We start from the raw sequence: 12,086 nt of genomic DNA on the forward strand, positions 1-12,086 counted from the left end.
AACTCAATAATGATGATTTAAGCAGGTAAGCGGGATTAAACCGAGCTATGTAACAATCTGTAAACAGGGCTAACTTAGCCACGCTTAGGGAATGTGGATACTTTACAATCCTTAACATAATTGGGTTTTACAGCGCCTACCTACTTAGCTACGTATTAAATTTACTGTTAACTAAGGCAACTTCGACTCCCTTGAGAGGCCAAATTCTGCATCCATAACTTTGAACCAAACTATAAAGTTATTTTTGCCCTTGGCAATTACGTAGTCGCTAAAATGTGGCTCTTAGAAGATGAATATTGTCAAATTTTGCCAACTGCTGCTTGAGGTTGGGCCTGAATCCACTAGCCCAAGCCCGATCGCACTCCCTGCACCCTCGATCGAGATTCTCGCCCCATAGCCCAATTGTAAAGTTTTATGACAATTTTGATTTGGTAGCTTTAGATACAGAATTGTCTGTTATAGTGATAGAAGAGAAGAAAAAAACAGCCCAACATTAATCTAAAGAATACGGAGGAACCGCATATGTCTACCGAAAATCAAGCTCGCTCTCTGATGATGCGCCACCACCAACTGGTGAAGAACCGGCAGCAATCCATGCTCAACCGCACCGCCACCGAAGTTGGGATGGAAGATTCGCACTACTGGGGTCACATTCAAGGCAAACCGCAGCCCAGCTTTCAAGCCAGTTACGATCGCAGCAACGCCACTATGAGCTAGGGCAAGCTCAATTTCGACAATTGTCTACGAAGTTATTACCTATAATTTGGAGAAATTAGTTATGTCAACTCAAGAACAAGCCCGCACCCTGATGATGCGCCATCAACACGTCGTCAAAAACCGTCAGGAATCCATGCTGAGCCGTGTGGCTGCTGAAGTTGGTTTAGATGCTGGCTCTCCAGCGAGTATCGATCGCAAATAACCCCTTTTTTCAACGGCGAGATAGTTGAATCGAGTTTGTTGTTTGCCAGCTAAAAATTAATAATGTCAATTACAAAACCATCGCGACTTCTTCTTGAGTTCTCACTCTAGATTGGAAGCCGCGATTAGTTTTATGGGGAATTAGGAATTGGGAATGGGAAATTGGGTTCAAAAGAATGGAGAATCTAAAATCTAAAATCTAAAATCGTTCGACTGAGCGCTCACGCCGAAGTCTAAAATCTAAAATCTAAAATCTAAAATCTAAAATGGTATAATCCCCTTTCAGCAGATTGAAGGCTACTAGGGAGGTCATCATGTCGGACTGGAAAGAAATTGGCGGCGGAGTTACAGCACCCAGAGGGTATCGAGCATCTGGAATTACAGCGGGTTTGAAGCCTTCAGGCTTGCCGGATTTAAGTTTAATTTTGTCAGAGGTGGACGCAATCGTCGCAGGAGTCTTTACTACATCCACTGTCCGGGCCGCTTGCGTGGACTACTGCCGCCAGCGTTTGCAAGCGAAACCCAGCGCGAAAGCAATTTTGTGCAATGCGGGACAAGCTAATGCTGCTACTGGCGAACAAGGTTTGGCCGATGCCCTCGAAAGTGCCAAATTATTGGGAGAAGCGCTGAATATTCCTCCAGAATCTATTCTTTTGGCCTCCACAGGCGTCATCGGACAGCGGATAAAAATGGACCCGCTGAGGGCGGGAATTCCGCGATTAGTTGCTGAGGCATCGGAAACTGGTTCCGATGCGGCTGCTAAGGCTATTTGTACGACTGATTTAGTGCCGAAAACGATCGCCCTGGAAACTATGTTTGGCGATCGACCCGTCCGCATCGGCGGCATTTGCAAAGGTTCGGGAATGATTCACCCGAATATGGCAACAATGCTAGCATTTGTAACTTGCGATGCAGCAGTGTCGTCGCATTTGTGGCAAGAAATGCTGAGTCGGGCGGCTAACAGAAGTTTCAATCAAATTACTGTTGACGGAGATACCAGTACCAACGATTCGCTAATTGCTTTGGCCAACGGTCAATCTCGCACACCAGCGATTACAGAAATGGGTGCGGATGCTGAAAAATTAGAGGCGATGCTGACAGAAGTTTGCGTACATTTAGCAAAGGCGATCGCCCGTGACGGCGAAGGTGCAACTTGTTTGGTGGAAGTGCAAGTTAGCGGCGCGCTGGATGAAGTTTCTGCGAGTAAAATTGCCAAAACAATTGTCGGTTCTTCTTTGGTGAAAGCTGCTATTTTCGGACGCGATCCGAATTGGGGCAGAATTGCGGCGGCGGCTGGGCGCGCTGGTGTACCTTTCGATCAAGAAAATTTGCGGATTGAATTAGGGGATTTTTTGATGCTGGAAAACGGGCAACCGAAAGAGTTCGATCGCGATGCTGCGAGTAATTACATGAAAGCGGCTGCGGAGGGGGAATATTTGAAAGCTGATACGGTTTTAATTCAGGTTAGTGTCGGGAATGGCAGCGGTTTTGCGAAAGCTTGGGGATGCGATTTGAGTTACGACTACGTGAAAATTAATGCGGAGTATACTACTTAAATAAGTCCGGGCGGTTAGAAGGTCGGGCGGTTAGGAACCGCGCCAATACAAACAAAACCCGACGATAGCGGCTTGAATAAATTTAGAACGCGGGTAGAAGTCCGGGGGGTTAGAAACCGCGAAGTTTACGGGCACAAAAACAAAACCCGACGATAGCGGGTAGAAGGCAGCTTTTACACAGTTTAAGAGGAATGAGAGACAATTCCACGCAGTTATACAGCAGATTGCAGGTTTATGAAGTACACCACCGCCTATCGATCGAGCCGCGTAGGGACAAGGGATTGCCCTGTCCCTACTGCTTCATAAACCTGGGATATGCTGTAGATCGATTTTGTTTGAGCAACTTGGGATAGATTGTCTTTGATTACTCCTGATATTCAGCAAGTAATCTATGCAGCAATTATTGCAAAATGCAAGAAATTGGGCTGCGCGGTGATTATCGTTGGCAGTATAGAATATCACATTCACCTGTTAACAGGTTTTCTGACGGCTTTGGGGTAGCTGATATGATTAAGCAAGTCAAGGACTGTTCTTTTCATTTGGACACCCACCAGATTAAACCGGGTGAATTTTTCAAATGGCAAGGCAGCTAGGGAGTATTTACCAGCCATGATGCGATCGACAGTTTAGCTAAATATATCAGAAATCAAGCTGTTCACTACCCTCAAAAATAAATGATTCCTGATTGGGAATTGACTCGTAAATCACTGGGCGATAGAAATCACTCAGCAACTGCTTCAACCCGCTATCGTCGGGTTTTGTTTGTGTAGGCACAATCCCAATCGCCCAACCAACGTTTTTTAAACACGAAACAAAAAAACAAACGCCAACTTATTCAAGTTTTCATCTTCCTTCTTATTCGTCAAAAAAGACTTCTCATTTTCTGGCGGCGTTTCCAAAAGCAATTGCGGGTTGGCGTTAAAAGCAACTTACGCACAAAAACTCAATAAACCGGGTTTTTTAACCAGGAAAAATGGCCTTAACCCGGTTTCTACGCCCATGACTGCACACTATACCGAAGCTACCAGATTGGGTAGAAAATTTAGGAAATTAGCAAAACTATTTTACCGGTTACTGAGCCTGTTTCTAACAGTTCGTGAGCGGCTTGAGCTTGTTCGAGAGGGAAAGTTTGGCTGACGTGAATTTTGAGCAAGTTGCGATCGCACAAACGAGCACACTTCTGCAAAATATGAGCCTGCTGTTCCTGTTCCTCCACCAAACTTTGCAGCATCGGTGTTAACATTAATTCCAGACTAATTCGCAGATTGCGCATTCTCGCTGTGGTCAAATTGCCCACAGCCGGATCGGGTTCCAAAATTGTTACCAAATCTCCATAAATCTTCACAGCCGGAATAGTTTGATAAAAAGTTTCTCCCCCGACTGTATCGAAAGCCAAGTCAACTCCTTGTCCTTGAGTCCAAGTCAAAACTTCATCGACAACATCAGTATTTTTGTATAAAATTACTAAATCTGCACCTAACTGCTTGACAAAATTGGCTTTTTCCTCAGAACTAACAGTAGTGCAAACCTCAGCACCCTGCAACTTGCCCAACTGTACCGCGACGTGACCGACACCGCCGGCACCAGCTTGAATCAGCACTTTTTGCCCGGCTTGCAAGCGCCCTCGATCGTACAGGGATTCCCATGCTGTAATTAAAACTAACGGTGCCGCCGCCGCCTCAGCAAAACTTAAAGCAGCAGGCTTGAGGGCGAGAAAGCGTTGGTCTACAACGGCAAACTCAGCATAAGTACCCCTCGACCCGCCCAAACCGCCGTTGCAGAAAAACACCTCGTCTCCCACTTGGAAACTTTGCACACCAGCACCTACAGCCTCTACGACTCCAGCACCGTCGCACCCCAAAACGTGAGGAGTTTTCTCGGGGTAAAAAGTGCCGCGCGCCCGTAACTTAGTATCTATCGGATTGATACCCGCCGCTCGCAACCGCACCAAAACATCAGTTTCTGTTTGTATAGTAGGGGCGGGGATATCTTGCAGTTGCAATACTGACGGGCTTCCGGGGGTTTCAAAAACGATTGCTTTCATCATGGGTGTTACACTATATCAGATAATCATTGAACTTTATTGTACATTGCTTAGCAAAGCAATAAAAAATTTTTTATTTTACAAAATAAATTATGATTGTCGTTGAAAGGCATTATATAGATCGGCAGCATCAGTTTTTTAAACAGTTTGATAACTTATCGTTTCTGTCCATAAATCTCTACAATCATGGTAACTATTACATGAGGAAACACTTTTTTAAGTCAGGGTATCAAGTTGGCTGTGCCAGGAGTTTCAAAAATTTATACGCCATCCTAAAACCAACAGCCGACTATAAATCTTTACCCGATCAAATTAGCTATCAAGTTCTCAAACAAGTTTTTCACTATGGGGATGCTTGGAAAAAGTCAATAATGGCTTATTGCCGAGATATCCATCAATTTTCATCCTCCCCTAACATCCAAAAAGACAAACCAAAAACCTGTGGACGTAACTTGTTAATTTATGATAACCAATTGATAGGAGAAAGGGGTGAACATAAAAATAATGGGCTACTTGATTTATCTCAAGGTGACATAATAATTATTACAAAAGCCCAAGACCTCATAGAGGTAAGGATAGTTTCTGCAACAGCGATATACGTTGTTGAGGTTGTTTATGAAAAGCCTGTAAGGTTGGTGGATTTAAATCCCCAACTCATAGCAGGTATAGATTTAGAGATTGATAACCTCGTCGCTTTGACATCGAATCAGCTAACATTTACTCCAACTCTCTCTGATGGAAAATATGTCCCATTAATCAATCAATGTTTCAATAAGCGCCGAGCATTTTTACAATCAAAAATTGACCAAGGGAAATATACCGCGCGCCAAATCCAGCAAATCACCTTTAAGCGAAACAAGCGAGTAAAAAACTACCTTCCTAAAACCAGCAGTTTGATTGTCAAGGGGTTGGTGGATGAGAAAATCGGGCAGTTAGTTATTGGCAAAAATGTGGCGTGGAAACAAAATTTAGCCTTAGCCCAAAAAACTCATCAGACTTTTGTAGTAATTTCTTATGCCAAGCTCAGAGAAATGATTAGTTACAAAGCTGAGTTAGTGGGTATCAAGGTAACAGTTACAGAAGAATCTTATACAAGTAAGTGCAGCTTTTGGGATTTAGAGCCTGTCGGTAAGCAAGAGTCTTACCAGCGTAAGAGAGTTAAACGTGGGTTGTTTCGGTCTTTGAATCAAACCCTGATTAATCCTGATGTGCATCCAGCATTAAATATGATTAGAAAAATAAACGGAAACTCACCCTTTGAGGAGTGTAGCAACTGTATAGAGGTGTTTGCAGTTTCACCTGTACGGGTTGAGCCTGTACGAAAAGAACCACAAAAAGTTCGGTAATGTCAAGTATTGCCCGGTTTTTTGTGAACTGTTAACTCTGTTGTCGCTTTCACTGCGATCCTACCTTGTATTCGTTACCCATCCGTGACGATACTTAGTGATTTTTTAATAGATTGGCTTTAGATAACTACAACAATTGTTGAGCGGTGCTAATCGATGTTCGATCTAGATTTATTTTTTTACTTTGAGATTCTGGCATACCTTCTGGGATTATCAGCGATTTTAGCCTTGGCGTCGGCGATTTATCTCAAGTGGCAGCGAAGACCCCCCAGTCTCCCTCTGGCAGAAGAGAAACGGCCGTTGGCAGAATTAAACCCCGCAGATAAATCTGCGGAATTGAAAATTTGGAAAAACTGTGGGATTTTCTCCAACTCAAATCTGTTGCCGCCAACTGAGAGATTATTGGGTAAAGTTTTAAGTACAGGCGGCGCTCTATTCTTGCGCCAGAAACAGCGCCCAACTGTGAATTCTTCGCCTTTTGTCGGGCCTGGAAGCATCCAAACCCTAAGTGTGAGCATTTCGGGTTCGATGGGGGAAAATCGCGATCGCCCGAAGGCCGATAATCCTCCCAAACTAACTGCTTCCGCCCAACTAGAGGAAGATTTGCTGGGCGAGATCCTAGCAGGTACTGATTCGCCGGCGGGAGCAGAATTCTTTGATGCCTTAGTTCGCCACTTAGCCTCAGCACTCGGAGTTTGCAGCGCCGTCGCTGCCAAATTGATTAAGTCGAAGGAACGCGCCGATGCTGCTCCTGATAGATTGCAAGTTATCAGTTTTTGGAGCGACGGACTGTGGCCGCCAAACTTTGAGTGCGACACCGCCAATACTCCCGAAGCGCTGGTGATCGAGCGGGGAATGTACTCCTGTCCTGACTGCCTCCTGGAAACCTTTCCAGAAGACCGCAGATTGGTAGTTACAGGTGCGCGCAGTTTCCTGGGAGTCTTGCTGAAAAACTCTTACGGCGAACCTTTAGGCATTATTTGTATTTTCCACGATCGACCCCTCCCGGAAGCACATCTTGCCAACTTCCGACTAATTCTCAGCATTTTTGCCGGACGGGCCGCCGCCGAATTAGAGCGCCAGCGCCTAGAAGCAGCACTGTCCACTGTAGAAGCAAAATACTGCGCTCTTGTAGAACAAATGCCGGCTGTCACCTACATTTCTCCCCTCAACCGCACCGCTGCCAAACTTTATATCAGCCCGCAAATCGAGACTTTTCTGGGTTATTCTGTAGCTGAATGGAGGGCCGACCCCGACCTGTGGCTGAAACTCGTTCACCCAGAAGACCGCGATCGCGTGTTAGTTGAAAACGCCACGCAGAAATTTACCAGTGGAGAAGAGATATTTTGGGACGGGCCGCTCGTTTCAGAATACCGCGCGATCGCCCGCAACGGTCGAGTCGTCTGGTTCCGCGATCGAGCGACCGCAGTTCGCGATGAAGCAAGCAAGTCCGTCATCCTTCAAGGTGCAATGTTTGACATCACAGAGACGAAAGTAGCTGCCAGCGCGCTGCTAGAAAGCGAATACCGCTATTACACCTTGGCAAAAATCCTGCCGGTCGGGATTTTCCGCGCCGACGCTGGTGGAGATTGCTTGTACGTCAACCAGCGATTTTTGGAGATGGCGGGGCTGACAGCACCACAGGCACTAGGCGAAGGTTGGACGCAAAGTTTGCATCCCGAAGACCGCGATCGCGTTTTGAGCGTGTGGTATGGCGCTGTCAAAGAGAAGTTGCCTTGTAAGTTAGAGTACCGCTTTTGCAACGGCGACTTCACAACCTGGGTATTTTGGCAAGCAGTGCCAGAAATTGCCAAAAGCGGGGAAGTTCTGGGCTATCTCGGCACCTTGACCGATATCAGCGATCGCAAGCAGGCAGAATTCGCGCTGCAACAGGCCGAAGAGAAATACCGCAGCATCTTTGAAAATGCGATCGAAGGCATTTTCCAGGCAACGCCCGACGGGCGCTACCTCAGTGCTAACCCTGCTTTGGCGAGAATTTATGGCTACGAGTCGCCCGCCGAATTGATGGCGAACATACGCAACATCGATCGCCAACTCTACCTCGATCCCGAGCGCCGCGTCGAGTTTTTGCACGAGATCGAAAAACACGGTTTTGTGTCAGAATTCGAGTCCCAAGTTTACCGCGCTGACGGCACCACTATCTGGGTTTCCGAGAACGGCCGGGCTGTTCGGGGCGCTGGCGACAAATTGCTTTACTACGAAGGCACTGTCGAAGATATCACCGTCCGCAAAATAGCAGAAGAGAAGTTAGTACACGATGCTTTGCACGATATGCTAACGGGTTTGCCCAACCGAGCTTTATTTATGGATCGCTTGGGACACGCGATCGAGCTTTCAAAACGCCGCCCCGAGGTTGTGTTTGCGGTGCTGTTTATCGATCTCGATCGCTTTAAGGTTGTTAACGACAGTTTGGGGCATTTAGTGGGCGATCGGTTGCTGATCGCGATCGCGCAGCGTCTGGGAATCTGTTTGCGCACTGGAGATACCGTTGCCCGTCTCGGCGGCGACGAATTCGCTATTTTGCTGGAAAATATCAAAAGCACCGAAGATCCGATCCAGATTGCCCAACGAGTCCAAGCGGAACTGGCAGAGCCTTTTTACCTTAATGAGTATCAAGTTTTTACCAGTGCTAGCATTGGGATTGTTTGTTCTGGTTTTCCTCCTCCGTATCCAAGGGAAACCAGCGAACTGTCGATCGCCGGAAATCTGGGAAATATCGATCGGGAAACTTCTTTGTCTTGCTTATCTTCCGACTCTCCTGTTCCCAATGTCCCGTTCCCAACATTGTACGATCGACCTGAAGAACTGCTCCGAGATGCAGATGCTGCCATGTATCATGCTAAGGAATCAGGCAAAGCTCGCCACGAAGTTTTTGACTTAAGTATGCACACTCGTGCTGTCGCCCTTTTGCAACTGGAAAACGACCTGCGGCGCGCTTTAGAATCCCAGGAATTTCAGCTTTACTACCAGCCGATCGTCTCTCTAACTAGCGGTACAATCAGGGGTTTTGAAGCGCTGCTGCGGTGGTATAACCCGGAGCGAGGTTTAGTCTGTCCCGGCGAGTTTATTTTAGTAGCAGAAGAAACTAGATTGATTGTACCTATTGGTTGGTGGATGATGCGATCGGCTTGCAGCCAGACCCACCAGTGGCACCAACAATTCCCAGAAAACCCGCCGTTGACTGTCAGCGTCAACCTTTCTAATCAACAATTTAAACAACCGGATTTAATCGATCGCATTCGCGAAATTTTACAAGAAACTCAGCTTGACCCCCGCACTTTAAAGTTAGAAATTACTGAAGGCGTCATCATGGAGAACTCCGAATCAGCAGTCGCTATCCTCGCAGAATTGAAAAAATTAGAAATTCAATTATATATTGACGATTTCGGCACAGGCTATTCTTCTTTGAGCCGCCTGCACACTTTTCCAACTGACGCTTTAAAAATCGATCGAGCTTTTGTCAGCCGCATGACTGAAGATGAAGGAAACGAAGCCATTGTACAGACAGTTTTAATTTTAGCCAGTCATTTAGGCATGGATGTAATTGCTGAAGGAATCGAAACTATCGAACAGCTTAATTTACTCAGAGCACTGCAATGCGAATACGGACAAGGATACTTTTTCTCAAAGCCTGTAGACAGCATCGCAGCCACACTTTTGATAGAAAGTCAACCTGAATGGTAGTTTGACGGTTGACGGTTGACGGTTGACGGTTGACTGTTGACGGTTGACTGTTGACTGTTGACTGTTGACTGTTGACTGTTGACTGTTGACTGTTGACTGTTGGCTGTTGATTATTAACTTTTGGGTTTTTGTTTTAGTGAGTTAAGATAAGCATTAAGTTTTGGTGAAAGTTCATTTAATAAGGGATGCAGGCGATCGCTCTGTTCTTGAGTTAAAAGATTTCGAGCGTAGGCAAGTCTTAACCAGTGTCTTGTTTCGTTTAAGGAACCTCTGGCAATTTTTACAAAACGCTGATTATCTTGGCAGCTATAGCGTCCATGTCCTTCTGCAATATTAGCACCAACACTATCAGCCGATCTCACTATTTGTTTGCCCATCGTATCCTTCGTAAAGTCGTCCCATTTTTTGACAATAAACCATATTTCGTTGGATATTTTTTCAGCTAATTGATAAACTTGTAGCTGTTGAAAGCTTTCCATATTAGCTTCTTTAAATAATTGATAGCCAACAATTAATTGATGACTAATACAAGTCAACGGTCAACGGTCAACAGTCAACCGTCAACAGTCAACAGTCAACCGTCAACTGACTCAAACTTTCGCTTCCAAAGACTTGAGAAACTCAGTATTTACCCCCGACTCTCTCGTTAGGGCAATTTTCCCAGTCCGAGCAATTTCCTTAATCCCAAATCTATTCAGAACCTGGACGATCGCCACCATTTTACCGGGATCTCCCACTACTTCCAATGTCAGCGTATCATCACCAATATCCACCACTCGCGCTCTAAAAATCTGAGCTAACTCAATTACCTCCGATCGCGTCCCGCTAGCAGCATTAACTTTCAGCAACATCAACTCCCGTTCCACACAGGGAATTTCCGTTATATCCTGAACTTTTAGTACGTTAATCAACTTGTACAGTTGCTTGGTCAACTGCTCGATAACCTGGTCATCTCCGGGTACAACCATCGTAATCCGAGATATTCCCACTTGCTCCGCCGGGCCAACGGCGAGACTTTCAATATTAAAACCCCGACGGGCAAACAAACCAGCAATTCGAGTGAGGACACCCGCTTCATCTTCAACTAAAACCGAAAGAGTGTGTTTCATTTCTCCAAAAAAGACGCATTTCGTGCAATTCTACTTTCGCCAATTCGCCTTTTAGCAGAAGTGCACGCCCATTGAACCTGCCTTAGACATTTTATCGCGAGTTATTGGCCGTTCATCTCCGGGAAAAAACAATATATTAAGCTGTCGGGGCCAGAGTCACGCCCGATCGACAATATCAGTCACAGATCGGCGTAAATCCGCCCCTACTGGCTTCTTTTGGTCGATCGCACGCACGCGATCTAAGTTTTTTTGTGTACCGACGTACAAAATTACTTTAGCGAATAAAAACTTTTCAGGTCTTGTTGCTGACGGGACTGAAATTTTGAGACCAATTGGTCTCAAAATTCCTTCACATAAAAACCCGGTGTTGCAGCGACGGCATCTGGCGGCGGACTTGTTCTAGTCGATCGGGATTAATTTCTGCGATCGCCACACCCGGTTCCTCTCCAGCATCCGCCAAAACCACACCCCAAGGGTCGATAATCATCGCGTGACCGTGAGTTTGACGGCGGCCGTAGTGGCGGCCAGTCTGTGCAGGTGCGATCGTATAACAAGTATTCTCGATCGCCCTAGCTTGCAGCAAAACCTTCCAGTGATCCTTGCCAGTGTAAGCCGTAAACGCCGCCGGCACGAACAAAACATCAGCCCCCTTGTACGACAAATGCCTGTACACTTCCGGGAACCGCACGTCATAGCACACCGAAAGTCCCAGCGTCCCCAACTCCGGCGACACATAAACCGGCGGCAAATCTTCACCAGCTTTCACAGTGTTCGATTCCCTGTAAGTAATGCCGTCTGGCACATTCACATCGAACAAATGTACTTTTCTGTACCTTGCCACTTCAGTGCCGTTTTGGTCTACCAGCAAAGAGGTATTGTATACCTTCCCCCCCTCCGTCGGCACTGGAAATCCGCCGCCGAGAATCGTTACCTGGAACCGCTGGGCCATCGTTTTGAGGAATTTTTCGCTCAGGAGTCCGATCGCCTCTGCTGAAGCAATCTTTTCCTCCTCTTCTCCGATAAACGAGAAATTTTCTGGTAAGGAAACTAACTCCGCACCTTGACGCACTGCCAGGTCGATTAATTCCTCTGCCTGAACCAAATTTTTTTGCAGGTCAGGCAAGCTAGTCATTTGAATTGCTGCGGCGAGATAAGACTTCATCGATTCACAATATTAGTCATTAGTCGTTAGTCATTAGTCATTAGTCATTAGTCATTAGTCATTAGTCATTAGTCATTAGCAACTAATTTGATAACTAAATAGTTTAGATTCTTGGCTTTTCCCCATTTATGCGCTGGTCTTGCACCAACCAACTGGTACGGTTTGAGAGTTTTGATCTTTTAGCGCTAAATTAACCTGTAACTCATCACTCAAAAGTCAAAACTCTCAACTTTTCTCTCCTAGGTT

The 12,086-nt window shown here is 46.0% G+C and carries 11 protein-coding genes and 1 pseudogene; 6 read left to right on the forward strand and 6 right to left on the reverse strand.

Annotated elements, in window-relative coordinates; translation table 11 throughout:
- The first annotated feature begins 522 nt into the window (after positions 1–522).
- From gifA to E5S67_RS34745, 4 genes and pseudogenes are all read left to right on the forward strand, one after another.
- Entirely contained in the window at positions 523–717 is a 195-nt protein-coding gene (gene gifA, locus E5S67_RS13825; RefSeq protein ID WP_172188081.1) for a glutamine synthetase inactivation factor IF7A, read from the forward strand.
- Between the two features lie 61 nt (positions 718–778).
- Positions 779–919 (forward strand): hypothetical protein, encoded by a 141-nt coding sequence (locus tag E5S67_RS13830; RefSeq protein ID WP_172188083.1) that lies wholly within the window; start codon positions 779–781, stop codon positions 917–919.
- Between the two features lie 313 nt (positions 920–1,232).
- Positions 1,233–2,474 (forward strand): bifunctional ornithine acetyltransferase/N-acetylglutamate synthase, encoded by a 1,242-nt coding sequence (gene argJ / locus E5S67_RS13835; protein ID WP_172188085.1) that lies wholly within the window; start codon positions 1,233–1,235, stop codon positions 2,472–2,474.
- 354 nt (positions 2,475–2,828) lie between these two features.
- A pseudogene (locus E5S67_RS34745) lies at positions 2,829–3,148 on the forward strand (transposase).
- Here the strand turns inward: E5S67_RS34745 and E5S67_RS34020 are convergent.
- Together E5S67_RS34020 and E5S67_RS13845 are read right to left on the reverse strand one after the other, a co-directional pair.
- On the reverse strand, positions 3,114–3,248 hold the full coding sequence (locus E5S67_RS34020; RefSeq protein ID WP_281363539.1) for a hypothetical protein: 135 nt from the start codon (positions 3,246–3,248) through the stop codon (positions 3,114–3,116). The pseudogene E5S67_RS34745 and the gene E5S67_RS34020 overlap by 35 nt on opposite strands.
- Positions 3,249–3,516: 268 nt before the next feature.
- Positions 3,517–4,518 carry a zinc-dependent alcohol dehydrogenase family protein gene (locus E5S67_RS13845; RefSeq protein WP_172188123.1) on the reverse strand — a complete coding sequence of 334 codons (1,002 nt, stop codon included), beginning with the start codon at positions 4,516–4,518 and terminating at the stop codon, positions 3,517–3,519.
- 92 nt (positions 4,519–4,610) lie between these two features.
- Here E5S67_RS13845 and E5S67_RS13850 point away from each other — a divergent pair, with 92 nt between their 5' ends.
- Both E5S67_RS13850 and E5S67_RS13855 read left to right on the forward strand, forming a co-directional pair.
- Positions 4,611–5,864: an RNA-guided endonuclease InsQ/TnpB family protein gene (locus tag E5S67_RS13850; protein ID WP_172188087.1), complete on the forward strand. Its 1,254-nt coding sequence runs from the start codon at positions 4,611–4,613 to the stop codon at positions 5,862–5,864.
- 156 nt (positions 5,865–6,020) lie between these two features.
- A complete protein-coding gene (locus E5S67_RS13855) occupies positions 6,021–9,569 on the forward strand; it encodes a sensor domain-containing protein (RefSeq protein ID WP_172188089.1) in 3,549 nt (1,182 codons plus the stop codon).
- Between the two features lie 113 nt (positions 9,570–9,682).
- On the opposite strand, the gene E5S67_RS13860 is transcribed toward E5S67_RS13855, so the two are convergent.
- From E5S67_RS13860 to E5S67_RS13875, 4 genes are all read right to left on the reverse strand, one after another.
- The gene (locus E5S67_RS13860) at positions 9,683–10,048 is read right to left on the reverse strand and encodes a four helix bundle protein (protein ID WP_172188091.1); all 366 of its coding nucleotides are present in this window, start codon (positions 10,046–10,048) and stop codon (positions 9,683–9,685) included.
- A gap of 111 nt (positions 10,049–10,159) precedes the next feature.
- A complete protein-coding gene (gene ilvN, locus E5S67_RS13865; protein ID WP_172188093.1) occupies positions 10,160–10,678 on the reverse strand; it encodes an acetolactate synthase small subunit in 519 nt (172 codons plus the stop codon).
- Positions 10,679–10,834: 156 nt separating this feature from the next.
- On the reverse strand, positions 10,835–11,020 hold the full coding sequence (locus tag E5S67_RS13870; protein ID WP_172188095.1) for a hypothetical protein: 186 nt from the start codon (positions 11,018–11,020) through the stop codon (positions 10,835–10,837).
- Positions 11,021–11,027: 7 nt separating this feature from the next.
- Positions 11,028–11,840 carry a carbon-nitrogen hydrolase family protein gene (locus E5S67_RS13875; RefSeq protein ID WP_172188097.1) on the reverse strand — a complete coding sequence of 271 codons (813 nt, stop codon included), beginning with the start codon at positions 11,838–11,840 and terminating at the stop codon, positions 11,028–11,030.
- Between the last annotated feature and the right edge of the window lie 246 nt (positions 11,841–12,086).

The organism is Microcoleus asticus IPMA8 (assembly GCF_013179805.1).
In the GTDB taxonomy this organism is placed as follows: domain Bacteria; phylum Cyanobacteriota; class Cyanobacteriia; order Cyanobacteriales; family Microcoleaceae; genus Microcoleus; species Microcoleus asticus.